Below are 24,408 nucleotides of genomic sequence, written 5' to 3'. Positions count from 1 at the left end.
GGGTCAGCCCAGCCGGCGTACCGGTGAGGTGCCGTACTGCCGGGCCATGGCCTCCTTGAGGCCGCCCGGCAGGGCCTTGGCCGCGCGCTCGGTGCGCATCACGACGTGCTGCGCGGCGGCGTCGCGCTCCCAGGCGGCCAGGCATTGCTCCGGTACGAGGTTCGCCGCCGCCACGATGCCCCCGGCCGCGCCCAGCCAGCTCGCGTAGCCCAGCAGCGCCGAGGCCCCGCTGTAGACGGCGAGGTCCCCGCCGAGGCTGAGCTCGTGCCCGAGGCGGACCGGGTCACCGCTGGAGTCCTTGATCCCGGCCAGGCCCAGCTCGCCGAGGGCCTCGACCGGCACCGGGCCGCCCGCGACGCCCGGATAGTGGTAGGCCAGCACCGGCACCGCGCCGGCGGCCTCCACCACGGGCGCGAAATAGCTGCCGAGGGCCCCGCCCAGCCGCGGTGGCGCGACCAGCAAACCGTCCGCGCCGGCGTCGATCGCCGCGGTGACCCGGGCGGCGGCGGGCTGCCACCACTCCCCGGAGGCGCCGGCGATGACCGGCACCCCGGGGCAGGCCGCGCGGACGGCCGCGACCAGGTCCACCCGTTCGGCGTTGGAGAGGGTGGCGGCCTCACCGGTGCTGCCGTTCACCAGCACCGCCCGGATCCCGGCGTCCACGAGCCGGGCGGCGTGCTCGGCGGTGCCTTTGGCGTCGACCGCGGCATCGGCGTCGAACAGGGTGACCAGGGCGACGGCGGGCCCGGTCCAGAGCGGCTCAGTCATGCCTCCACCCTCCCCGACTCACGGCCCGGCGGCCACCCGAACTCCGCTCAACCCAGGTGGAACACGGCCCAGGTGCGGAAGTCCGTCGTGGGCAGGCCGTACGCGTGGGCCTGCTCGGGACGGGCCGGGCTGCCCACGACCTCGGTCCACTCCTGCATCGGCACCATCATGGCCGGCAGCCCCCGCGCCACCGCCTCGTCGGCGGTCAGCACCGGCGCCGGGACCGGGCGCCCGAGCACCTCGGTCAGGGTGGCGGCGACCTCGGTCATCGTCAGGCGCTCACCGGCCAGGTCGAGGTCGACGCCGTGCCAGCGGGCCGGATCGGCGAAGGCGGCCGCGGCGGCGGTGCCGATGTCGTCGACGGCCACCCAGCTCAGCTTCGTGTCCGGCCCGAACGTGGTGACGAAGCCGTCCTGCGCCCAGTTGCCGAACATGAAGGACCAGCCGAGCAGGTTCTCCATGAACGTGGCGGGCTTGAGGACGGTCCAGGAGGCGAAACCGGCCGTACGCACAGCCTCGTCGATCGCGGCCTTGCTCTCCCAGTAGTGGGTGTTCCAGCGGCCCTCGTCCCAGCCCGGGGCGCTGCGGGCGAACTCCCCTGCGCCGGCCACCGACGTGTGCACGAACTGCGGCACCCCGGCCGTCAGGGCCGCCGCGACCAGATTCCGGCCGCGCACCACCTCGGCGTCCGAGCCCAGATCGGTGATGTCGGGGGTCTGCACCGAGAAGACGCCGCGGGCGCCGGTCGCCGCGGGCACCAGCGTGCCGGGCTCGTCGAGGTCGCCCACGACCAGTTCGGCGCCGAGCGTCTCGAGCGCCTCGGCCGCTTCGGCCTGCGGATTCCGCACGAGGGCCCGGACGGCGACACCCCCGGCGAGCAAGGCCCGCGCGACAGCCCCACCCTGCTTGCCGGTGCCTCCGATGACCAGAACAGGGGCCATGACATGTCCTTCCGCAAAAACGGGGCGGTCCCCCGTTTATCGTTCGCTACGATACGGAGGGGCACCCCATTTCACAACCACCTGGTCGGGACGGTGAGCATGCGACCCAGACGCGCGGACGCCCGGCGCAACTTCGACCAGCTGGTGGCCGCGGCCGCCACGGCGTTCGCCCGCGACGGGGCCGACGCCTCCCTGGAGGAGATCGCCCGGCAGGCCGGCGTCGGCTCCGCCACGCTGCACCGGCACTTCCCGTCCCGGCAGGCCCTGCTCAACGCGGTCTTCCACGGCCGGGTGGAGACCCTGTGCCAGCAGGCCCACGAGCTCGCCGAGGGCGCGGATCCCGGCCCCGCGCTGACCATCTGGCTGCGCGCGCTCGGCGCCTACGTCGCCTCGACGCGCGGGCTGGCCTCGTCACTGGTGCCGAGCACCGACAACGAATGCCACCGCATGATCGTGCAGGCCGGCGACGAGCTGGTCCTCCGGGCCCGCGCGGCGGGCGCGGTGCGCCCGGAGGTGTCGATCGACGACCTGCTGACCCTGGTGACCGCCATCTCGATGGCCGTCGAGCACCGCCCGGGCGAGCATGGCAGCGAGGCGGAACGCCTGCTCGGCCTGGCCATCGACGGCATTCACCCCCGCTCCCCCGCGTAAGTGGCGGCCTTCCCACCTGTTTCGCGGGGGCGTGGTCAGTCGGCGAACAGGATCTGTCGCAGGACGCGGCCCAGGTGGCGGACCAGGTCGTCGGCCGGCATCTGGGCCAGGGCGCCGGTGGGAGCGATGTACCGGACGACGGTGATGCCGATCAGCTGGGCGCCGAGCATCGCCACCCGGGCCGGGACGTCGTCCACCGTGTCACCCAGCACCTGGCCGTACGCCTCGACGCTGTTGGTGGTCATCGCCTCCAGCAGTCCCGCCGTCACGTTCCGGTCGGAGGCGATGCTGCGCAGCAGCACGACCAGGGGGTCGCCGGCCGCGTTGTGCTCCATGCGCTCGACGAAGGCGTGTGCCACCCGTTCAGGCAGTGTCTCGCGGTCGCCGGCAATCGTCTGATCGAGCTCACGGTGACCCGGCACCGCAGCGAGGAACAGCTGCTCCTTGGTGCCGAACTGCCGCAGCACCAGGCCGTGGGTCACTCCGGCCCGGGCGGCGATGTCGCGCACGGTGGCGCGGGCGAAGCCTCTCTCCCCGAAGCACTCGCGGGCGGCGCCGAGAATGTCGAGGCGGTGTCCCTCGGGGTCGCGGCGGTGCGTGCGGCGGCTCACACCGCCTAAATTACCACGTGGTCATTAACGCGGTTACGGTGTTGCTGACCACGTGGTCACCAAGCTGAGGAGACACGCTCATGGGTACGTCAGTCGTCATCGGTGGCACCGCCGGCCTCGGCCGGTTCATCGCCGGGCGCCACGCCGGCCGCGGCGACACGGTGGTCATCGCCGGGCGTGACGCGGGTAAGGCCGAGGCGGCCGCGCGGGAGCTGGGTGGGAACGTCAGTGGCATCGCCGTCGACCTCGCCCGGCCGCAGACCATCGCCGACTCACTGAAGGCCGTCGAGGGCGTCGACCGTCTGGTGATCACCGCCGCTTTCCAGAAGCCCAGCACGCTGAAGGACTTCGACGTCGAGGAGGCTGTGGTCGCGGTGACCACCAAGCTCGTCGGATACACCGAGACGATCCGGGTCCTGCGGGACCGGTTCACCCCGTCCGCCTCGGTGGTGCTCTTCGGAGGTCTGGCCAAGGAGCGCCCCTACCCGGGCTCCACCATGATCACCACCTTCAACAGCGCGATCACCGGCCTGATCAAGACCCTGGCCCTGGAGATCGCCCCGCACCGCATCAACGCCCTGCACCCCGCCTTGGTCGTCGACAGTCCGCGCTGGTCGGGCACCGACCTGAGCCCCATGGCGGCCCGGACCCCGATCGGCCGTCTCATCACGATGCAGGAGGTCGCGGACGCCGTCGACTTCCTGCTCGACAACGGCGCCATGAACGCCCATGACCTGTTCGTGGACGGCGGCGTGCTCGCGCAAGCGTGAGCGGATCACCGGTACGGCCGGGTCCTCCGCACGACGGCTCAGCCCCGCGTCGGGGCTGAGCCGCGCGAGGTCAGTCGGTGGTCACCAGGTTCTTGCCGCTGGCCCCGTCGAAGACCTGGATCTTCGACGTGTCGTACCAGAGCCGGGCGGTTTTGCCGCGCTGGACGTTCGCCGCCGCGTCCAGCCGGGCCGTCACGTCGACGCCACCGCTGTGCAGGTCGTTGCCGGTGTCCTTGGCCAGGTCCTCCAGGTCCTTGGACCGGGCCTGGTCGCCCTTCATGGTGAAGTAGGCGTAGACGTCCGAGCCCATCGCCTCGACGATGTCGATCGGCGCGTCGAAGGTGGCGCCCGGCTTGTCGCCGACCAGGGAGGCCTCCTCGAAGTGCTCCGGGCGGATGCCGACGATCACCTCCCGCTCGCCGGTCGAGCCGTTGAGCGCCTGCCGGACCTGGTCGGGCAGTTTCGCCTCGCCCAGCGCCGTCACCACGCCGTCCGGGCGCAGCCGGCCCGGGAAGAAGTTCATCGACGGGCTGCCGATGAAGCCGGCCACGAACAGGTTCGCCGGGTGGGCGTACAGGTGGGCCGGTGAGCCGACCTGCTGGACCACGCCGCTGCGCATGACCACGACGCGGTCGCCCAGGGTCATCGCCTCGGTCTGGTCGTGGGTGACATACAGGGTGGTCGTGCCCAGGCTCTTCTGGATCCGGGAGATCTGGGTGCGCATCTGCACCCGCAGCTTGGCGTCCAGGTTGGACAGTGGCTCGTCCATCAGGAACGCCTTGGGCGACCGGACGATGGCCCGGCCCATCGCCACCCGCTGGCGCTGGCCGCCGGAGAGGTTGGCCGGCTTGCGGTCCAGGTGCTGGGTCAGCTCCAGCATCTCGGCCGCCTGCTCCACCTTCTTGCGGATGCTCGCCTTGTCCATCCCGGCCAGCCGCAGCGGGAAGCCCATGTTGTCGCCGACGGTCATGTGCGGGTAGAGCGCGTAGGACTGGAACACCATGGCGATGTCGCGGTCCTTGGGGGCTTTGTCGTTGACCACCTGACCGTCGATGATCAGCTTGCCGGCGGTGATGTCCTCCAGGCCGGCCACCATGTTCAGCGTGGTCGACTTCCCGCACCCGGACGGGCCGACCAGGATGATGAACTCGCCGTCGGCGATCTCGAGGTTGAAGTCGTCCACGGCCAGGGCGCCGTCGGGGTAACGCTTGACCACATGGTCCAGAACGATCTCGGCCACGTCAGCTCCTCGGTGTATCGATACGTGGGATGGGTCAGCCCTTGACGGCGCCCGAGGTCAGCCCCGCGACGATCCGCCGCTGGAAGACCAGCACGAAGATCACGATGGGGATGGTGATGACCACGGCGGCGGCCGCGATCGGTCCGGTCGGCTTCTCGAACGTGGTGGCGCCGGTGAAGTAGCTCATCGCCGCCGGGACGGTCCGCGCGTTCGAGGTCGAGGTGAGCGAGAGGGCGAACAGGAAGTCGTTCCAGCACGAGATGAAGACCAGGATGGCCGTGGTGAAGATGCCGGGCATGGCCAGCGGGGTGATCACCCGGCGGAAGGCCTGGTACGGCGTCGCCCCGTCCATCTTCGCGGCCTTCTCCAGGTCCCAGGGGATCTCCCGGAAGAAGGCCGACAGCGTGTAGATCGCCAGCGGGAGCGCGAAGGCGATGTACGGGATGATCAGCCCGGGCCAGGTGTCGAACAGCCCGACCGCCGTCTCAATCTTGAACAGCGGCGTGACCAGGGCGATCTGCGGGAACATCGACACCAGCAGCGCCATCGCCACGATCGTCCGCTTGCCCGGGAAGTCGAGCCGGGCGATGGCGTACGCGGCCATCGTGCCGAAGGCGATGGCGATCAGGGTGGCGATGATGCAGATCCCGATCGAGTTGGCCAGGGCCCGCAGGAAGTCCGGGTTGTTGAAGATCGCGGAGTAGCTGTCGTTGCTCGGCGAGGTCGGGATGTAGTTGCCGTCGTTGAGGGTCGCGTCGTCCTTCAGGGACAGCGACACGATCCAGAGCACCGGGACGAACGCGTACAGCAGGACGATCGCGTTGACACCCCACCACATCAGCTTGCGGTTCGTGGTCTCCGGCTGCATGACTACCGCCTCCCCTCAGCGTCGGATCCGGGCGCGGCCGCCCCGAAGAACTTGATGAACGCGAACGCGATGATCCCGGTGGTGATGAAGATCAGCACCGACATCGCCGACCCGATGCCGAGGTTGAGCCCCCGGATCAGGTTGCTGTACGCGACCATCGACACCGAGCTGGTCTTGTTGGACCCGCTGGTGAGGATGAAGATGTTGTCGAACACCCGGAACGCGTCCAGGGTGCGGAACAGCAGGGCGACCAGGATGGCCGGCTTGATCAGCGGCACGGTCACCAGCCAGAAGCGTTTCCACGCGCTCGCGCCGTCCATCGAGGCGGCCTTGAGCAGGTCCTCGGGCACCAGCGCCAGGCCGGCCATGAGCAGCAGCGCCATGAACGGGACCGTCTTCCAGACCTCGGCCAGGATGATGATCCCGATCGACGGCCAGAACTCGGTCAGCGGCGCCGAGTTCTCCGGGGCCAGCCAGCCCAGGCCCTGGGTCCAGGCGAAGCGCCAGGAGAACGCGGCCACCACGGTGACGATCGCGTACGGCACCAGCGCCGAGGTGCGCACCAGCCCCCGTCCGACGATCGTGCGGTGCATGACGATCGCGAGCAGCATGCCGAGGATCAGCTCGAGGGTGGCCCCGACGACGGTGATCAGCATGGTGACGCCGAACGCGGTCCACCAGATCGGGCTGGACAGCACGGTGACGTAGTTGTCGAACCAGATGAACTCGTTGGCGTCGGGCTGGCGCAGGTCGGCCTTGTTCAGCGACAGCCAGAAGGCGTAGATGATCGGGTAGGCGGCCACCGCGAGCATGATCACCACGGCCGGGCCGACCAGCATCAGCCCCAGTTTGCGCTCGGCCCGTTTGGCGTCGGTGTGGCGCTGACGGGCGATCTCGGTGGTGCCGTCGTCCATGCGGTCCTCGGCCGCCTGAGCGGCCGCCGCGGTCGGTGTAGCGGTCATGGGACGATCCCCTTGCCCTCGATCGCGTCCTTGATGGAGTCGCGCAGCTCGTCCGCCGCCTTCTGCGGGTTGATGCTCTGCGGCGGCGACAGCGTGGTGGATACGAGCGTCGAGATGTTCTGGTACACCGGCGACACCGGGCGGGGCACGGCGGCCTCCAGCTCGGACCGCATGACGTCGGCCATCGGGTACGCCTTCTTGAACTCGGGGAGCTCGAAGACGGTGGCGAGTGCCGGCACGTCACCGGCGTCGAGAGCGGCGCTCAGCGCGTTCTTCTCGTTGCGCAGGCACATGGCCGCTTCGAACGACTCCTCCGGATGCTTGCTGTAGGTGCTGATGGCGTAGTTCATCCCGCCCAGGGTCACCTTGGGCGGCCCGCCGTTGACCGACGGGTAGGGCGCGAAACCGAGGTCGTCGACCAGGCCGGGGTTGGCCTCGCGCATGGCGCTGAGCACGTACGGCCAGTTGAGCGAGAAGGCGGACCGTTCGGCCTGCAGGTCCGCGAAGACCTCCGGCTCCTGGGCGTTGGACAGCGACGCGCTGGTGACCCCCGAGGTGGCGAGCTTGCGCAGCAGGGTCAGCGCCTGCACGGTCTTGTCGTCGATGGTGGGCTGGGAGCTGTCCTCGTTGACCAGCGTGCCGCCGTACGCGGTGATCAGGTTGTTGACGTTGACCACGTAGCCCTCGTACTGGGCCGCGGTGAGCCCGATCTCGTGCGGCTTGCCCTGGGCCTTGAGCTGCTGGGCCATCGCGATCATCTCGTCGAAGGTCTTGGGCGGGGTGGGCACCAGCGACTTGCGGTACCACAGCAGCTGCACGTTGGTCGTGCGCGGTACGCCGTAGAGTTTGTCCTTCCAGGTCGCCGTGTCGATCGGCGGCTGGAGGGTGTCCTTGGTGGCCTGGGCCTTCTGCTCCCCGGTCAGTTCCCGGATCCACTTGGCCTCGGCGAACTCCGCGGTCCAGGTGACGTCCATGCCGAGCAGGTCCATGCCGTCGTCCTTGGCGGCGAGCCGCCGGACGAACTGGTCGCGCTGGCCGTCGGCGTCGCTGGGGAGCAGATTGCCGACGATGGTGTAACGGCCGGCCGCCTGTTTGTTGCAGTCGGCGAGAATCTTGTCGAAGCCGGTGCCGCTGGCTCCGCCGTAGAGGTTGACCACCGTGCCCTCAGGACCGCTGGAACAGGCCGCGAGTGCGGCGAAGAGGGCCGTCACCCCGATCATCGCGGCCCACCGTGACGGCCGCCGGGGCGTCGTCGGTCGTGGAATCATCATCGATCCTCCGTCCGGGCCAACCGCCGGCTCAAAGTGGCCCAGCTCACAGCCCTGACCCCGACATTGCCAGATATCGCTGGCAGGCGCGAGGGGAGGAGAGCAATCTTCTGTAACAAGGTGTTCATGGACGGTGACAACGTGGCAGCACGCCCGAAACGCGGCGGTGGGGCGGGATTTGCCCGCCCCACCGGCCCGATGTCCGACCTTTACGGCAGATGCAGCTCGCAGGTCGCCCCGTCGGCGGCGACCTCGGCCACCACGTCACCGGCACGCACCCGCCACGTCGCCGCCGCCCCGCTACGGACGACCCGCACGGTGCCGCCCGACCGGGTCACCTCGAAGGTCGTCGCCGGCTCCCCCGCCGGGCCCGGCACGGTCGTCGTCCGGGTGCCCTCGGCCAGCTCGTAGAGCTGCAGCGTGATGCCGTCGCGGTAGTCGTAGTCCGGCCGGTCCGTGCGGGCCCCGATCGCCAGCACCGAGTCCGGGCGCACCAGCAGCGGCACGCTGGCGAAACCGTGCGTCTCGTGCACCCAGCCGGGCCCCTCGACGATCTCCCCGGTGCCGAACCGGGTCCAGCGCCCGGCCGGCACGTAGTACGACGTGTCCCCACTCTCGCTGAACACCGGCGCGACCAGCAGGTTGTCGCCGAGCAGGTACTGCCGGTCGAGGTGCGTGACGGCCGGATCGTCGGGAAAGCCGAAGACCATCGGCCGCATCACCGGCAGGCCCTCGCGGTGCGCGCGCCCGGCCGCTTCGAACAGGTACGGCATCAGCGACAACTTCAGCCGGGTGAACGAGCGCAGCACGTCGACGGCCTCCTCGTCGAACAGCCACGGCACCCGGTACGTCTGGTTGCCGTGCAGCCGGCTGTGCGAGGAGAGCAGCCCGAACGGGATCCAGCGCTTGAACACCGCCGGGTCCGGCAGCCCCTCGAAGCCGCCGATGTCGTGGCTCCAGAAGCCGAAGCCCGACGCCGCCAGGGACAGCCCGCCGCGCAGGCTCTCCGCCATCGACTCGTACGTGGAGGAGTTGTCGCCGCCCCAGTGCACCGGGAACTGCTGGCCGCCGACGGTCGCGGAGCGCGCGTACACCACGGCTTCGCCCTCGCCGCGGTGCTCGCGGAGCACGTCGAAGACCACCCGGTTGTAGAGCTGGGTGTAGTAGTTGTGCATCCGCTCGGGGTCCGAGCCGTCGTGCCAGACCACGTCGAGCGGGATGCGCTCGCCGAAGTCGGACTTGAACGCGTCGACGCCCATCTCCAGCAAGGCCCGCAGCTTGCCGGCGTACCACTCGCAGGCGTCCGGGTTGGTGAAGTCGACCAGCGCCATCCCGGCCTGCCAGCGATCCCACTGCCACACGTCGCCGTCGGGCTTGCGCACCAGATAGCCGGCCGCCATACCTTCGGCGAACAGCGACGAGCGCTGCGCGATGTACGGGTTGATCCACACGCAGGTCCGCAGTCCCCGGTCGGAGAGCCGCTTGAGCATGCCCGGCGGGTCGGGGAAGATCCGCGCGTCCCACTCGAAGTCGCACCAGCTGAACTCGCGCATCCAGAACGTGTCGAAGTGGAAGACGCTCAGCGGCAGGTCCCGCTCGGCCATCCCGTCGACGAAGCTGGTCACCGTCTCCTCGTCGTAGCTGGTGGTGAACGAGGTGGTCAGCCACAGCCCGAAGGACCAGGGCGGCGGCAGCGCCGGGCGGCCGGTCAGCGCGGTGTACTTGCGCAGGATGTCGGCCGGGGTGGGTCCGTAGATGACCAGATAGGACAGTGACTGCCCGGCCACGCTGAACTGGGTGCGCGAGACCAGCTCGGAGCCGACCTCGAAGGACACCTTGCCGGGGTGGTCGACCAGCACGCCGTAGCCGCGGTTGGTCAGGTAGAACGGCACGTTCTTGTACGCCTGCTCGCTGCTGGTGCCGCCGTCCTCGTTCCAGATGTCGACGGTCTGGCCGTTCTTGACCAGCGGGCCGAAGCGCTCGCCGAGCCCGTAGACGGCCTCCCCCACGCCCAGGTCGAGCTGCTCGTGCACGTAGTGCTCGCCGTCGGCGGTGTCGACCACCCCCATGCCCTTCCAGCCGCTGCCGGTCAGCCGCCGGCCTTCGGCCAGGAAGTCCAGCCGCCACGCGTCGCCGTCGGCGAACCGGGCGGTGAGCGCGCCCGAGGTGAGCTCGGTGCCGTCCACCCGCGCCACGAAATCCGGGTCGGCGGCGATCGCGAAGTCCGGCTTGCGCGGCCGGGCGCCGGCGAAGTGGCCGATCGACACCCGGATCACGTCGGGCGCCGGCGCCGAGCAGGTCACCGTGATGATCGGGGCGTCCAGGGTGTCCCCGCGTCCCTGTACCCGCTTGGCGGTGGCGAAGGCGGTCAGCGTGCCGGCGCCGGCCGCCGTGTCCTGCAGCTGCGCCGGGTGCAGCACCGTCAGCCCGTCCCGCTTACGCCAGTAGCCGTCAGTGAATTTCATACACGGTGTCCTTACTTGAGGGCGCCGGCGGTGATGCCGCGGGTGAGCGTGCGCTGGAAGATGAGGAAGAACAGCATCGCGGGCAGGATGCCGATCAGCGCCGAGGCGCTGGTGGTCGTGGCGTCCATCTGCCGGTCGCCCTGCAGCACGCCGAGCGCGACCGGGACGGTCTGGTTGGCGTTGGAGATCAGGAAGACCAGCGGCAGGAAGAACTCGTTCCAGGTCCAGATGAAGAAGAACGTGAACAGCACCGCCAGCGTCGGCTTGCTGACCGGCATGACCACCCGCCACAGCGTGCGGAAGCGGCCCGCCCCGTCGACCGCGGCCGCGTCGAGCAGCTCGGTCGGGAACTCGGCGTAGACCGAGGAGAGCAGGTACGTGCCGAACGCGCTCTGGATCACCGTGAAGATGATGATGATCGACAACAGGCTGTCGTACAGGTGCAGGCTCTTGGACAGGTAGTACAGCGGGTAGACCAGCACCTCCTGCGGCAGCAGGTTGGCGACCAGGAAGAAGACCAGGAACCAGACCCGGCCCCGGACCCGGCCGATGCCCAGCGCGTACGCGTTGAGGACCGACAGGATCACGGCCAGCACCGACACGACGGCGCTGGTGATGAAGCTGTTGAGCAGCTTGCGGCTGAAGTCCACCCGCTGCCAGAAGTCGACGATGCCGTCCCAGTGCAGCGACTTCGGGATGGACAGCGGCCCGTTGCTCGCGTAGTCGGCCGGACTCTTGACCGCGTTGAGCGCGACGACCAGCAGCGGCGCCACGACGAGCAGCAGCAGGACGATCAGCACGCCCAGCACGATGTAGCGGGCCGGGTACCGCCGCCGGTTGACCCCCGCCTGCGCGGGGGCCGCCTGCTTCTCGGGTGCGGTGGCGAGAGCGGTCATGTCAGGCTCCCTTGCGCTGGTCACGGGTCTGCAGGCGGAGGAACACGAACGCCAGCACGACGATGAGCACGGTCAGCACGGTGGAGATCGCCGAGCCGTAGCCGACCTGGGCCTTCTGGAAGAAGTTCTGCCAGGCGAAGTACGACGGCACCAACGTCGCGTTGCTCGGCCCGCCCCGGGTCAGCACGAAGATCTGCCCGAAGATCTTCAGCGCGGCGATGGTGGTGGTCACCAGCACCACGTAGAACTCCGGCTTGATCAGGTAGACGGTGATGTGCCGGAAGCGCTGCCACCAGCCGGCCCCGTCCAGGTCGGCCGCCTCGTACAGTTCGGGGTCGATGCGCTGCAGGCCGGACATGAACATGACGACCGGGTAGCCGAGCTGGAACCAGACCATCACCGCCATCACGCTGTAGAGCGCGTACTTCGGGTCGCCGAGCCAGTTGCGGCTCAGCGAGGAGAGCCCGGCGGAGTCCAGGACCCGGTTCAGGGCGCCGTAGCTCGGGTGCAGGATCCAGCCCCAGACGATGCCGGTCACCGCGACCGGCAGCACCTGCGGCAGGTAGAACCCGGAGCGGAAGACGCTGGCCCAGCGCGGCCCGAAGATCTTGGCGATGTAGTCGAACAGCACCGCCGCCAGCAGCAGGCCGAGCAGGGTGGGGATCACCGCCATGGCGATGATCAGCAGCAGGATGTGCCCGAACGAGGCCCAGAACCGCTCGTCGTGGAACAGCCGGGTGTAGTTCTCGAAGCCCACCCACACCGGATCGCCGATGCCCGACCAGCGGGTGAAGCTGATGCCGACGGTCATCACCAGGGGCACCACGATCACCGCGAGGGAGGCCAGCACCCCCGGGACGAGGTACCAACCGAACCCGGCGGTGTGCCGGCCTCCCTGCCGGCTCATTTGCCCAGGTCGGTCAGGTTGTCCTGGTACGGCTTGGCGACCTCGTCGAGCATCTGCTGCGGGGTCTTCGAGCCGTTGATCAGCCCCTGCACGCCGCCGACCATGACGTCGTAGTAGCCGGGGGCGGGCCAGTCCGGGTAGAACGCCAGCCCGTCACCGGAGGAGATCTTGGCGAAGTTGTCGATGAGTTCCTTGTTCTTCGCGTCGGTGATCCCCGCGGTGTCGGCCGCGACCGGGACGCCACCGTTGTTGCCGAGCAGGTTCTGCACCTCGGGCTGCATGGTGATGTCGATGAAGTCGTACGCCAGGCTCTTGGCCTTGCTCTTGGTCGGCACCACCCACAGGTTGCCGCTGGAGCCCGGGTGCAGCGTGTTGCCGGGGAACAGGAACGTGCCCCACTGGAAGTTCTTGATCTCCGAGGCGAAGCGGCCGTACCACCAGCTTCCCGAGATCATGATCGGGAACTTGCCCTGCGTGAAGGCGACGCCCATGTCCTCGGCCTTGATGCCGGCCGAGTTCTTGGCGATGTAGCCCTTCTTGACCCAGTCGGCGAAGGTCTGCGCGCCGAAGGTGAGCTCCGGGCCCTGGAAGTTGACCTTGTTCTTGTAGAGCTGGTAGTCGTCCACGAAGGCCCGGTCGGCCTTGGACAGCGCCAGCTCGTAGAAGATCTGCTGGGCGGGATACTCGGCGCCGCCGACCGACAGCGGCGTGACCTTGGCCTTGACGAAGGTGTCCATCGCGGCCTCGAACTCGGCGAGCGTGGTCGGCACGGCGACCTTGTGCTTGGTGAACAGGTCCTTGTTGTAGTAGACCATCACGTACTCGCCGTAGTTGGGCACGCCGAACGTCTTGCCGCTGCCCATGATGCCGTCACCGTCGTACTTGGTGGTGGTCTGCAGGCTCGGGCTCAGCTTCTTGTCCCACCCCCGCTTCTGCGACTCCTCGGTGAGGTCGGTGAGCAGGCCCTGCTTGGACAGCAGGCCGGCGGTGGCGTTGCCCTTGTTGTACTCGAGGATGTCCGGGGCGCTGTCGGAGTTGAGGATCATCCCGGCGTTCTGCTGGATCTGCTCGAAGCTCTTCTCCTCGAACTTCACCTCGACGCCGGGGTGGCTCGCCTTGAACAGCTCGATCGCCTTGGCCCAGGCGACGCCCATGGCGCTGGTGGGGCCCTCGTAGTGCCACAGAGTCAAAGTTTTGGCGTCGGCGCCCTCGTCACTGGAGCCGGAATCACTGCACGCGGTAAGGCCGAGGGACGCCGCCAGTAGCAGCGCGCCCGCGGCGAGGCTCATACGGGATCTGACCATGCCGTCCTCCCAGGGGAAACCGTGTTCGTCGAAGCGCTTCGACAAACGGTCGTCGAAGCGCTTCGACGAAGGGGCTTGGGCAGACGCTAGGGAACGGCTCACCCAGATGTCAACAGTGTGACGGCGAGATTTCCTCAGCCGCGGGAAGAGCAGCTGTCCCGCTCGACGATGGTCGGCGCCAGCAACCGGGTGCCCGGCGTACGGCGGCCGTCCAGCAGGTTCATCGCCGTCTCCACGGCCAGCGTCCCGACGTCGTGGGCGGGGATGTCGGCCGAGGTCAGGCGCACCGGCAGGCTCACCGCGACGTCGCGCGGGCACACCGCGACGATGGACAGGTCCTCAGGCACCCGGCGGCCGCTGGCGCGCAGCTCCTCCAGCAGCGGCACCAGCGCCTCCTCGTTGTGGACCACCAGCGCCGACACCTCCGGCAGCTCGGCGTCGATCTCGGCGAGGCACTCCCGTACCCCCGCTGCGCCCGGCCCGCAGGGATGCGCGACGGTGTCCAGCCCCAGCTCGGCGGCAGCGTCGGTGAAGCCGGTGAGGAACCGTGAGGCGTACGTGGTGCCGCGCTCGTACACCGCCGGGGACGGGCCGACGAGCGCGATCCTGCGGTGCCCGTGCCCGGCCAGGTGCCGCAGGCACTCGGCGGCGGTGGCCGCGAAGTCCAGGTCGACGCAGGCGATGCCGGCCGCGTCGTCGGGCAGCCCGATCAGCACCGAGGGCTGCTTGAGCCGGCCCAGCGCCGGGATGCGGACGTCGTCGCGCTCGACGTCCATCACGATCAACGCGTCGACCATGGTGGCGCCGGCCACGCGTTCCAGGCCCGCCGTGCCCTCGTCCTTCGTCAGCAGCAGCACGTCGTGGTTGTAGGTGCGCGCCGCGGTCACCACCGCCGTCACGAACTGCATGATGACCGGCACGCTGACGTCCACCCGCAACGGCACCACCAGGGCCAGCACACTGGTGCGGCTGCTGGCCAGGGCGCGGGCCCCGGCGTGCGGGTGGTAACCCAGCTCGGCGATGGCCGCCTTGACCCGGGCCTGGGTCTCGGCGGAGATCGGCCGGCGCCCGCTGAGCACGTACGAGACCGTGCTCATCGAGACACCCGCCGCGCGGGCGACGTCGCTGATCGTCGGCATCGCCCTCCCCGTTCTGCTCGCTGTCGGCCTGCCGATCCTACTGACCGTCACCACCGGCACCCCGGCACCGCCGCGCCGGGGTGCCGGTGATCACCCGGCGGCCCGGAAGGTGGCCAGCCGTACCCCGTCGCCGAGGACCAGATACACGTCGTGCCGGCCACGGAGCCGGTCCAGCCGCGCGGTGACCGTGGCATAGGTGTACTTGTCGCCGGTGCTCGCCACGGTGGCCGTACCCAGCAACCGGCCGGTCGGTGAGCCGAGCCGGACCTCGACGGTGCCGGGACCCGGGGTCGCCTTGGCCACCCGCGCGGTGAAGGCTGTACCGAGCCGCGAGTCCTTGAACGCGATCCAGTCGCCGGCCTGCGCGGCCCCCACGGCGGTGCCGCGCGCTTTGCTCTCGTCGACGAGCCGTGCGCCGCCGTACGCGTCGAAGCTCTCCGCCCGGGTGGTGCGGGTCAGGTCCCGGGCCGGGATGGTCTCGCCGCGCACCCGCAGCGAACCACGCTGCCGGATGTCCGCCGACGAGGAGCCGGCGAGCAGGTCGTGGACCGACGACTCGAGCACCCAGCGGCCCCGGGTGACGTCCCAGTGGGCGAGGTCGGCGAGCTTGAAACTCAGCGTGACGGTCTTCGTCGCGCCGGGCGCGAGGCTGACCCGCTGGAACGCCCGCAGCTGCTTGACCGGCAGCTTGTCCCGGGAGGTGCGCTGGTGGCTGTAGAGCTGCACGACCTCGTCCCCGGCACGGCTGCCGGTGTTGGTCACGTCCACCCGCACGGTCACCCTGCCGCCGGCGGTGCGGGTGCGCAGCGGTGAGTAGCGGAACTTCGTGTACGACAGGCCGTGGCCGAACGCGTAGAGCGGCCGCTGCTGGCTGTACAGATAGGTCTGCTCCGAGGCGATGATGTCGTAGTTCAGCAGGTCGGCCGGGAGCTGGTCGTCCGAGCGGGGCCAGGTCTGGGTGACCCGCCCGGCCGGGTTGACGTCGCCGAAGAGGACGTCGGCGACGGCGTGGCCGGTCTCGGCGCCGGCGTGGGTGGTCCACAGGATCGCCGGTACGTGCGCCTGCTCCCAGCTGATCGAGTCGGGATAGCTGGTCTGCAGCACCACCGTCGTCCGCGGATTCGCCTCGAGCACCGCCTCGACCAGCGCGTGCTGGCTCGCGCCCAGCGCGGTCGTCGTGCGGTCGTGCGCCTCGCGCCCGTTGATGAACGGGTTGCTGCCGACCACGACCACCGCGGCGTCGGCACCGGTCACGGCGGCCACCGCCTCGTCCACGCCGTTGCTGATCACCTCGCGGGTGAAGTGCGCGGCGCCCGCGGCGGTGGCGGAACCGAGCGCCAGCTTGCCGTCCGCGCCCACCGTGACGTACGTGTTCGCGCCGAACCAGCTCTCCTTGGTCTCATAGCCCGCGTAGTGCAGCACGTAACTGCCGTCGCCCTGTCGCTCGAGCTTGAACTGCTGCTGCACGAACCAGCCGTTGGGCTGCTCGTCGCGGGTCAGCAGCGGCCCCCAGTTGTAGCCGAGGTACCGGCCGTTGGCGACGTTGCGCAGCGTGGCGACGCCCTGGCCCCAGTCGACCGTGTCGAATTGCGCGGCGGTGCTCGCACCGGCGCCGGTGGCGGTGACCGCGTCGGCGTCGGTGGTGCCGGTGGCGGTCACGTACCGGCCGGTGGTGGTGTCCTTGAGGGCGATCCGGTCGGCGCCGTCGCTGGTGGTCACGCTCCGGGCGCGCTCGCGGATGCCGTCGAGGGTGGTGACCTCGTAGGGCAGCTTGCCGCCGTACCAGTCGGTGTAGAGGGTGTCGGCCAGGGGGCCGACCACGGCGACCGTGCCGCCGGGCCGCAGCGGCAGCGCGCCGCGGGAGTTCTTGAGCAGCACCGCGGCCTTGCCGGCGGTCTCGCGGGCCAGGGCGCGGTGGGCCGGGCTGTCGATGACGGCGGGGGTGATCGACGCGTACGGGCCGCCGTCCGGATCGAACTCGCCGAGCCGGAAGCGGATGCTCAGCGCGTGCCCGGCCGCCTCATCGACATCGTCCCCGGTCAGCAGTCCCTGGGCCAGGGCTTCCTTGATGGCGGTCACGGTCGGCCCGCCGTTGCCGTCGTCCACGGTGAAGCTGTCCAGCCCGGCCGTGAGCACGGCGGCGTCCGCCTCGGGCTGGGTGGCGAAGTAGGCCTGCGAGCGGGTCAGGTTGTCCGGCGCGCCCGCGTCAGTGACGTTGAACAGCGGCCGGTCGCTCCAGCCGCGGACCACGCCGGAGAAATCGGGGTCCACAGTGGCCGGACGGCCGTTGACCAGGTTGTAGGACGCCATCACCCCGGTCGCGGCGCCGGCTTGCAGCGGGATCCGGTACGCCGGGCGCTCGTACTCGTTGAGCACCCGCTGCGGCACGTTCGACGACGTCACATCGCGCCCGGCCTCGTTGTTGTAGGCCGCGTAGTGCTTGAGGGTGGGCGCGGTCCGCAGGTGGTCCGGGTCGTCGCCCTGCAGCCCCCGCCCGTACGCGGTGGCGACCGCGCCGGTCAGCAGCGGGTCCTCGGAGTAGCCCTCCTCGTTGCGGCCCCAGCGCGGGTCGCGCAGCGGGTTCACCACCGGCGCCCACACGTTGAGCCCGAACACCCGCGGGTTCTGGGCGTGGTAGCCGCGGGCCTCGTCGCCGACCACGGCACCGACCCGGCGCAGCAGGGCCGGGTCCCAGGTGCTGGCCAGGCCGACGGCCTGCGGGAAGGCGGTGCCCTGGGCGGTCACCACCGCGCCGCCGGCGTCGATGTCGTTGGACCAGGCCACCCCGTGCAGCGCCTCGGTACCGGTCTTGAACATCTTGATGCCCAGCCGCGGGACGGCCGGCTGGTACTGGTGCAGCAGTGCGATCTTCTCGTCCAGGGTGAGCCGGCCGAGCAGGTCGCCGACCCGGGCGTCGAGCGCCAGGTGCGGATCCCGGAACGGGTAGGACGGCTCGGCGGCGGCCGCGGCGGGCACCGCCGGCAGCGTGAGCACAGCGAGCGCGACGACGGCGAGCGCGCGCCGCAGGGGCCTGTTACGCATGTCTGTCCCTCCTGGCGGAGCCGGTCACGGCTCATCGAAGCGCTTCGACGATGGCCCGGGGGTCACCGATGGGTAATGACGAGGATGAATACCGACCATAGATGCCGGACCGGAGCGGGGCAACCACCCGCCGTCACCGGCTCCCTAGTGGAGCGTGCCCCGCACGGCCCAGGCCCGGGCGGTCAGCCGGATCGAGCCGTCCTGCTCCACCGGCAGGCGGGAACGCAGCAGCTCCCGCAGAGCCGTGCGCTGCTGCTCGGTCAGCGACGCCACGTAACCGGGAGCGGAGCCCTGCCCGCCCAGGAACGGCCGCCAGAAGTCGGTGAAGTCCGCGAACACCGTCGGCACCTCGATCGCCCTGGTGGTGACCGCGTCGAAGCCCGCGCCGGACCACAGCTCAGCGAGCGGCCCGGGCGAGCAGAGCGAGGAGCGGCGGCCCTCGTCGAACCGCACAGAGCCGGGATCGAGCGTGGCGGCGGCGTCCCAGAAGTGCCGCATCATCGCCATGCCGTCGCCGTAGTCCCACACGTACGCGGCGGCCACTCCCCCGCCCGCGGTGACCCGGGCGAACTCGGCGGCGGCCCGGGCCGGCTCGGGCACGAAGTTGAGACAGAGCCCGCTGACCACGACGTCGAAGCGGCTGTCCGGCACCGGCAGCGCACAGGCGTCACCGGCGGCGAACCCGGTCCGCGGACCACCGGCGCGGGCGCGGGCGTCGGCCAGGAAGCCCGGCGAGCGGTCGACGCCGGTGACCCGGTCCGGTGCGGTGGCGAGTGCGGCCCTGGTCAGGGCGCCCGGTCCGCAGCCGACGTCGAGCCAGGACCGGCCGGCAGGCACGGCGAGCCAGGAGACGAACTCGCGGGCGACCGGACGACTCCACCGGCCGACGTACGCCTCGTACGCGTCGCCGACCTCCCACACCTCGTGACCCATGGCGACGACCTTACGACCGGCCCGCCCGCACGTCGCGCACCGGTTGCCGGGCGCCGGAATCCCGATAAAGTTCATCCCCGATGCAGGTCAGCCGGGGAGAGCACCAGGAGCGTAGGCGTGCCCTCAGCGGGCCGGCCCTGCGGGAGCTGCTGCCCTGGCTACCGACACTGCTGGGGGTCTGCGCGCTGATCGCGCTGCTGATCATCGCCGCGACCCGCTTCACCTCCTCGCCCGAGGTCCGGGCCGTGCCGCCGGCGCCGCCGTTCCTCCCCGTGCCGGCCCAGCCCGCGGAGACGCTGACCCCGGCCACGCCGCTCCCGGACCCGCCGTCCGCACCGGCGTCAGGCCCGCCGAGCGCCCGCCCCGGCTCGCAGATGCGACCGGCGACGGCCACCACCTCGCCGCGGCCTGTCCGCAGCTCGAGCCGGGCCACCACCGCCCCGGCGCCCGCCCGGGGCCCGGTGAGCGGGCGGTACCGGGTGGTCGACTCGTACGACAACGCGTTCATCGGCGAAGTGCTGGTGGCCAACTCGTCCGGGCGCGACAGCGACTGGCGGGTCGAGCTGCGGTTCCCGCCGGCCGTCGGCGACCTGATCACCTCCTGGGTCGAGTCGGCACCGCAGGCGACGCTGCGTCGTTCGGGTGACAGCTTCATCTGGGCCTCCGGCGTGCCGGTGCCCGCCCGCGGACAGGTCGCGCTGCGGTTCCACTTCTCCCGCTCCGGCTCCGGCAACCTGCCCTCGGCCTGCACCGTCAACGGTCTGGGCTGCACCGGCCTGGGGTGACCCCGATCTCATCGCGGCCCCGGGTGCATCCACCCCCGGGTCCGGCACCGAAGTCTGGTCATGGCCCCCACTCTGTCCTCGGCATTGCGGCAAGTGCGCCAGGCTCCGCGCCTCGTGGAAGTGCTCGGTGACGGCGTCCGCGCCGCCGCCGCGGTGAGCGGGCCCGGCACCATCGGTCTGCTCCGGGAGGCGATCACCGGTCCCGATGAGCTCACCGCGGTGGCCGCCGTGCACGCGCTGGGCGCGGTGGACGACGACGCCGCGGGCTCGTTCCTGTCGCAGCTGCTCACTCACCCCCGGGGATTCCTGCGCGAGCACGCCTCGTGGGCCCTCATGGCGCAGCCGCCGCGCACCGACGCGATGGACCCGCTCGTGGCCGCCGTGGCGGCGGGCGGCTTCGCCGGGATGCTGGCCCAGCGGACCCTCGCCCGGTGGGACGCCACCGGTGGTCTCCGCGAGGTCGCCGCCCTGCTGGTGGCGCTGGCCGGCGAGCGGGACACACCGGCCCGTACCCGGCTGGTGGAGACGCTCGGACTGCTGCGCGGGGAGCACGCCGGGCGAGTGGTCGCGGAGATCGCGCTCGACCTCACCGAGCCGCTCCCGGTCCGGGTCGCCGCCACGGCTGCGCTCGGTGACCGCCAAGGTGATCTGACGGCGGCGCGGGCCGTCGGCGAGCTGCTCGCGTCGGGCGGCGAGCTCGGCGCGGTGGCCCGGCTCGCGGCCTTCGACCTGGGACTGATGCCGGCCGGGGCCGGGAGCGTACCGGAGGACGGCCTGACCGTCGCCCAGCTGTTCCTGCACGCCGACCTGGACCGGCAGCTCAGCCGGGCCGGCGCCGGCGACAACGGGGGCATCGCCACGCTGCTGGTCCGCCTGGGCGACGCCCTGGCGGCCGAGCCCGGCATCGCCCGGGCCCTGACCCTCTCCCGGGGCTCCGCGACCGCCGCCTTCGACGCGCTGCGGCCCGGCCCCGGCCACCAGCTCGCGGCCGTACCGCTGCTCAGCCCGGCCGTCGGCGCCGCGGCGGCCTGGCCCGCCTGGGTCGCGGCCCGCCGGGGCATCCGCCGGCTGCTGCGCGCCCACCGGGTCGATCTGCTGCACCTGCGGATGGCCGACGTCGGCAGCCTGGCAGCGGCCGAGGCGGCCACCGAGCTCGGCATCCCGGTCGTGTTCACGCTGGCCCCGGACCCGCACGGCGCGATCGACGCGCTGGACCGCAGCGGCGCCCTGGACCGGGCCGGCTTCGGGGCGATGGACGAACGCGAGCACTTCTGGTTCCGGTCCCGCCTGGTCCGGCGCCTGACCGCCGACGCGGCCCACGTCGTGCTCTTCCCCCGGCCGCAAGTCCGTGACGACCTGCGCCGCCTGGTCGGCATCGACGTCAGCGCCGAGCCGGACCGCTACACGGTCGTGCCCGAGGGCATCGACCTCGCCGTCATCGAGGCCGCCGAGACGGCGGCGGAGCCGGCCGAGCTCGCGGCCCTGGTCGCGGCACTCCCGCCGCACCGGCAGGGGCTGCCGCTGGTGCTCAGCGTCGGGCGCCTGCACCGGGTCAAGGGCATGGCGACCCTGGTACGCGCCTGGGCCGGCCACCGCGACCTGTGGCAACGCAGCAACCTGGTCCTGGTCGGCGGCGACCTGGGCGACCCGTCGCCGGACGAGCGCGAGCAACTCGACCAGATCGCCGAGCTGGTGGCCGGCAGTCCCGCCGCGGACGGCCTGCTGCTGCCCGGCCACCGCCCCAACGACGAGGTCGCTCGCTGGCTGGCGCTGGCCCGGTCGGGCGGATCCCCGGCGATCGGCCCCGGCGGCGTGTACGTGTGCGCCAGTCTCAAGGAGGAGTTCGGCCTGGCCCTGCTCGAGGCGCTCGCCGCGGGCCTGGTGGTGGTCGGACCGGACGCCGGCGGACCACCCACCTACATCGAGAACGGGCACACCGGTCTGCTCGTCGACACCAGCAACCCGGACGAACTCGCCGCGGCCGTGGCCGCCGGGCTTGATCTTGCGGCCGGCCCGGGCCAGGCTGCGCGGGTGGACCGGGCCCGGGAACGGATCCGGGCCGGCTTCACGGTCAGTGCGATGGCCGCCGCTCTGCGCACGATCTACACCGCTGTGACCAAGGAGGTCGACAAGCCGTGACGCTGCTGGTGATCAGCCCGGACTACGCCTCACACCTGCTGCCGCTGGTCACCCTGGCCACCGCGTGGCGCGACGCCGGCGAGCGGGTGGTGGTCGCGACCGGCCCGGCGACCGCGCCGATCGTGCGGGCGGCCGGCTTCGCATGGACCGACCTGCCGCTGGGCCGCGGCTCCAACCCCGGCGTCATCCGGGCCGAGCAGCAGCCCGCCGGCGAGGACGAGGCGCTGCGCGGCTTCTTCGCCGCGACCCGGCGCGGCCTGGTCGACACGCTGCTCTTCCAGGCCCGGGCCCGGCGCGCGGACCTGCTCTGGGATCCGGTGGGCCGCGCGTACGCGGTCCGCGAGGCGGTCGCCGCGGTACGCCCGGACCACGTCATCGTGGACCACCTCGCGTTCAGCGCCCGCCTCGCCCTGTCGGCCGACCGGGTGCCGCACGCCGACGTGGTCCTCGGGCACCCGTCGGCCCTGCCGGTCGGCGGCGAGGTCTACGGCTTCCCGACGGACTGGCCGGCCGCGTTCACCCCGGCGCCCGCCGAGCTGGCCGAGCTGCACAAGGCCTGCCGTGACGTCCGGGCCGCGTTCACCGCCGAGTGGAACGTGGCGCTGCGCAGCCTGTCCCGGACCGCGCCCCTGGTGTCCGACGCGCTCGCCGAGCACGGCGACCGGCTGCTGTTCAACTATCCGGAAGCGCTGCACGACCCGGCCCGTACCGCGCTGCTGCCCGCGCACGTCTTCCTCGGCTCCGCGGTGCGGACCGAGACCGCGCCCGACGACATCCGCGCCTGGCTGGACGCGGACGACCGGCCCGTGGTCTACGTCAGCTTCGGCAGCTTCCTGTCGGCCCGCGGCGACGTGCTGTCCACCGTGCTGACGGCGCTGCGCTCTCTGGACGTACGGGTGGCGGTGGCGACCGGCTCGGCCCGGGATCTGCCGGAGCCCGGTCCGGACTGGCTGGTCCGCGACTACCTGCCGCAGACGGCTCTGCTGGCCCGGGCCGCGCTGGCGGTGACCCACGGTGGCAACAACAGCGTCACCGAAGCGCTGACCTTCGGCGTACCGATGCTCGTGCTGCCGTTCTCGACCGACCAGTTCGCCGGGGCCGCGGCCATCGAGCGCGGCGGGGCCGGCGTGGCCCTGGACCCGAACGCGGCGTCGGCCGCCGACGTGATCGACGCCGTCCGGGACGTCCTGGCCGGCACTGCGCCGGAGGTCGCCGCGAAGCTGGGCGTGCAGCTGCGCACGACTCCCGGGGCGGTCTCGGCCCGCCGGGCGCTCTGCTGATCCCCCTGGTCGTCCCGGCCCGGCATCGCCGTCAGGACAGGACTTCGTCCCACTCGCGGATCTCGTAGGAGCGGACCACGCCCTCCAGGACGAACGGGTCGCCGGCCACGAAGGCCTCGGCGGACTCGCGGGTCGGGAAGATGGCCATCGACCCCTGGTTCACCGGGTCACCGAAGGTGCCGACCATGAGGATGTCGCCGCGGTCGTGGAACTGCCCGATCCGGCTCTGGTGCGCCGGGAAATGCAGCGGCGCCTTCTCCATGACGTCCTCGGCCGGGGTGTAGAACAGCACGAACTTCACGACGCCAACTCCTTGATCCGGGCTACGTTCGTCTCGACTAACCGTAAGCTACGACTTACGGATCCTCCGCGCAAGTCCCTCTTCGCCCGCGATGCAGGTCACAGCTCCACGGCCGTCGATGGGATTACGATGAGGCTCAAGTGACACGTTCAGCGCGCTCCGGGGTCGGTGCAATTCCGAACCGGCGGTGACAGTCCGCGACCCGACCGCAGCCGGCGGCCGGTTGACCCGGTGAAACTCCGGGACCGACGGTGAAAGTCCGGATGGGAGGCGGCGCGCGGACGGTACGGCTCTCCGCGTGCGCGGTCCTCCCCGGCGTGCACCTCTGTCTTCCGGAGGTGCAGACGGTGCACTGGCTCGATCAACTGCTCACCGCGTTCTACGACGCCAAGTGGCAGGTCACCGACACCCAGGCCATCTACTGGCGAGAGATGGTCGGCAACGCCTTCGGCCTCGGCTCAGCCCTGTTCGGCCTGCGCCGCAACTGGTGGGCCTGGCCGGTCGGCATCGTCGGCAACGTGCTGCTGTTCACGGTCTTCCTGGGCCAGGCCCTCGGCAACGACCAGGGCACGCCACTGTACGGCCAGGCGTCCCGGCAGGTCTTCTTCATCATCACGAGCGTGTACGGCTGGTGGCTCTGGCGGCACAACAGGCACTCGGCGGGCGGGGCTGCGGTCGTACCGCACTGGGCTTCCAGCCGGCAGCGGGCCCTCTTCATTCCCGTTGCGCTGGGAGCGGTCGTGCTGTGCTTCTACGCCTTCCGGGCGATCGGGGCGGGGTTCCCGGTGCCCTGGTGGTATTACCTGGCCGACTCATGGATCTTCGTCGGGTCGATCCTGGCTACTTATGCGATGGCTCGGGGCTGGGTCGATTTCTGGCTGTGCTGGATCGCGGTCGATCTCGTCGGGGTGCCGGAGTTGCTGCATTTCGGGTACTACCCCTCGGCGATTCTCTACGCCGTTTATGCGGGGTTCGTGATCTGGGGCTTTGTGGTTTGGCTGCGTATTTCTCGTCGGGAGGAGCCTCCTCGGGTTGATTCTCCTGCCATGGAGACGGTCGCCTGAGTCGTCTTTCTTGCGGTGGACGGTTGGGGGCCGGGGTGACCAAGATCGGCTTGAGGAGCAGCTATGCCGTTCTT

21 protein-coding genes and 1 riboswitch are annotated in these 24,408 nt (G+C 71.0%); of the genes, 6 read left to right on the top strand and 15 right to left on the bottom strand.

The genetic code is table 11. The features are described from left to right. Positions 1 to 3 precede the first annotated feature (3 nt). Entirely contained in the window at positions 4 to 768 is a 765-nt protein-coding gene (locus tag ACWEOZ_RS30605; RefSeq protein ID WP_451914125.1) for a dihydrodipicolinate synthase family protein, read from the bottom strand. Positions 769 to 815: 47 nt separating this feature from the next. Beyond that, positions 816 to 1,709, bottom strand: coding sequence for an NmrA/HSCARG family protein (locus ACWEOZ_RS30600; protein WP_451914124.1), 894 nt, complete (start codon positions 1,707 to 1,709; stop codon positions 816 to 818). A gap of 99 nt (positions 1,710 to 1,808) precedes the next feature. On the opposite strand from ACWEOZ_RS30600, the gene ACWEOZ_RS30595 reads away from it, so the two are divergent. Next, positions 1,809 to 2,360, top strand: coding sequence for a TetR/AcrR family transcriptional regulator (locus ACWEOZ_RS30595; protein WP_451914123.1), 552 nt, complete (start codon positions 1,809 to 1,811; stop codon positions 2,358 to 2,360). Between the two features lie 35 nt (positions 2,361 to 2,395). Here ACWEOZ_RS30595 and ACWEOZ_RS30590 read toward each other — a convergent pair whose 3' ends face one another. Beyond that, on the bottom strand, positions 2,396 to 2,971 hold the full coding sequence (locus tag ACWEOZ_RS30590) for a TetR/AcrR family transcriptional regulator (RefSeq protein ID WP_451914122.1): 576 nt from the start codon (positions 2,969 to 2,971) through the stop codon (positions 2,396 to 2,398). An 80-nt stretch (positions 2,972 to 3,051) separates the two neighbouring features. On the opposite strand from ACWEOZ_RS30590, the gene ACWEOZ_RS30585 reads away from it, so the two are divergent. Beyond that, positions 3,052 to 3,741, top strand: coding sequence for an SDR family oxidoreductase (locus ACWEOZ_RS30585; RefSeq protein WP_451914121.1), 690 nt, complete (start codon positions 3,052 to 3,054; stop codon positions 3,739 to 3,741). A gap of 70 nt (positions 3,742 to 3,811) precedes the next feature. Here ACWEOZ_RS30585 and ACWEOZ_RS30580 read toward each other — a convergent pair whose 3' ends face one another. The 11 genes from ACWEOZ_RS30580 to ACWEOZ_RS30530 all read right to left on the bottom strand — a co-directional run bounded on the left by ACWEOZ_RS30580 (position 3,812) and on the right by ACWEOZ_RS30530 (position 18,765). Continuing rightward, on the bottom strand, positions 3,812 to 4,981 hold the full coding sequence (locus tag ACWEOZ_RS30580) for an ABC transporter ATP-binding protein (RefSeq protein WP_451914120.1): 1,170 nt from the start codon (positions 4,979 to 4,981) through the stop codon (positions 3,812 to 3,814). Between the two features lie 34 nt (positions 4,982 to 5,015). After that, complete coding sequence (locus tag ACWEOZ_RS30575; protein WP_360821852.1) at positions 5,016 to 5,849, bottom strand: carbohydrate ABC transporter permease; 834 nt, start codon at positions 5,847 to 5,849, stop codon at positions 5,016 to 5,018. Between the two features lie 2 nt (positions 5,850 to 5,851). Beyond that, the gene (locus tag ACWEOZ_RS30570; protein WP_451914192.1) at positions 5,852 to 6,763 is read right to left on the bottom strand and encodes a carbohydrate ABC transporter permease; all 912 of its coding nucleotides are present in this window, start codon (positions 6,761 to 6,763) and stop codon (positions 5,852 to 5,854) included. A 44-nt stretch (positions 6,764 to 6,807) separates the two neighbouring features. Beyond that, the gene (locus ACWEOZ_RS30565) at positions 6,808 to 8,031 is read right to left on the bottom strand and encodes an ABC transporter substrate-binding protein (protein WP_451914119.1); all 1,224 of its coding nucleotides are present in this window, start codon (positions 8,029 to 8,031) and stop codon (positions 6,808 to 6,810) included. Between the two features lie 257 nt (positions 8,032 to 8,288). Further along, a complete protein-coding gene (gene yicI, locus ACWEOZ_RS30560) occupies positions 8,289 to 10,544 on the bottom strand; it encodes an alpha-xylosidase (RefSeq protein ID WP_451914118.1) in 2,256 nt (751 codons plus the stop codon). Between the two features lie 11 nt (positions 10,545 to 10,555). Further along, the gene (locus ACWEOZ_RS30555) at positions 10,556 to 11,440 is read right to left on the bottom strand and encodes a carbohydrate ABC transporter permease (RefSeq protein ID WP_451914117.1); all 885 of its coding nucleotides are present in this window, start codon (positions 11,438 to 11,440) and stop codon (positions 10,556 to 10,558) included. Position 11,441: 1 nt separating this feature from the next. Further along, on the bottom strand, positions 11,442 to 12,347 hold the full coding sequence (locus ACWEOZ_RS30550) for a carbohydrate ABC transporter permease (RefSeq protein ID WP_451914116.1): 906 nt from the start codon (positions 12,345 to 12,347) through the stop codon (positions 11,442 to 11,444). Next, complete coding sequence (locus tag ACWEOZ_RS30545; RefSeq protein ID WP_451914115.1) at positions 12,344 to 13,651, bottom strand: extracellular solute-binding protein; 1,308 nt, start codon at positions 13,649 to 13,651, stop codon at positions 12,344 to 12,346. The genes ACWEOZ_RS30550 and ACWEOZ_RS30545 overlap by 4 nt, the downstream gene beginning before the upstream one ends. 134 nt (positions 13,652 to 13,785) lie before the next feature. Then, entirely contained in the window at positions 13,786 to 14,790 is a 1,005-nt protein-coding gene (locus ACWEOZ_RS30540) for a LacI family DNA-binding transcriptional regulator (RefSeq protein ID WP_451914114.1), read from the bottom strand. A gap of 90 nt (positions 14,791 to 14,880) precedes the next feature. After that, positions 14,881 to 17,832, bottom strand: coding sequence for a glycoside hydrolase family 3 C-terminal domain-containing protein (locus tag ACWEOZ_RS30535; RefSeq protein WP_451914113.1), 2,952 nt, complete (start codon positions 17,830 to 17,832; stop codon positions 14,881 to 14,883). Between the two features lie 144 nt (positions 17,833 to 17,976). Continuing rightward, complete coding sequence (locus tag ACWEOZ_RS30530; protein ID WP_451914112.1) at positions 17,977 to 18,765, bottom strand: class I SAM-dependent methyltransferase; 789 nt, start codon at positions 18,763 to 18,765, stop codon at positions 17,977 to 17,979. 80 nt (positions 18,766 to 18,845) lie between these two features. On the opposite strand from ACWEOZ_RS30530, the gene ACWEOZ_RS30525 reads away from it, so the two are divergent. Genes ACWEOZ_RS30525 through ACWEOZ_RS30515 form a run of 3 tightly spaced genes read left to right on the top strand, consistent with a single transcriptional unit; the run spans position 18,846 to position 22,969 of the window. After that, on the top strand, positions 18,846 to 19,550 hold the full coding sequence (locus tag ACWEOZ_RS30525) for a hypothetical protein (RefSeq protein WP_451914111.1): 705 nt from the start codon (positions 18,846 to 18,848) through the stop codon (positions 19,548 to 19,550). Between the two features lie 60 nt (positions 19,551 to 19,610). Continuing rightward, complete coding sequence (locus ACWEOZ_RS30520) at positions 19,611 to 21,689, top strand: glycosyltransferase (protein ID WP_451914110.1); 2,079 nt, start codon at positions 19,611 to 19,613, stop codon at positions 21,687 to 21,689. Further along, the gene (locus tag ACWEOZ_RS30515; RefSeq protein ID WP_451914109.1) at positions 21,686 to 22,969 is read left to right on the top strand and encodes a glycosyltransferase; all 1,284 of its coding nucleotides are present in this window, start codon (positions 21,686 to 21,688) and stop codon (positions 22,967 to 22,969) included. The genes ACWEOZ_RS30520 and ACWEOZ_RS30515 overlap by 4 nt, the downstream gene beginning before the upstream one ends. 31 nt (positions 22,970 to 23,000) lie before the next feature. Here ACWEOZ_RS30515 and ACWEOZ_RS30510 read toward each other — a convergent pair whose 3' ends face one another. Then, positions 23,001 to 23,270: a YciI family protein gene (locus ACWEOZ_RS30510; RefSeq protein WP_451914108.1), complete on the bottom strand. Its 270-nt coding sequence runs from the start codon at positions 23,268 to 23,270 to the stop codon at positions 23,001 to 23,003. Between the two features lie 150 nt (positions 23,271 to 23,420). Further along, a riboswitch (FMN riboswitch) is annotated at positions 23,421 to 23,549 on the top strand. Positions 23,550 to 23,617: 68 nt separating this feature from the next. Between ACWEOZ_RS30510 and ACWEOZ_RS30505 the strand changes: the two genes are divergently transcribed. Then, positions 23,618 to 24,334, top strand: coding sequence for a nicotinamide mononucleotide transporter family protein (locus tag ACWEOZ_RS30505; protein WP_451914107.1), 717 nt, complete (start codon positions 23,618 to 23,620; stop codon positions 24,332 to 24,334). Positions 24,335 to 24,408 lie beyond the last annotated feature (74 nt).

The sequence above is a fragment of the Actinoplanes sp. NPDC004185 genome (assembly GCF_053603475.1).
Note: the sequence above shows the minus strand (reverse complement) of the source record. Positions and strands in the feature narration are given on the sequence as shown.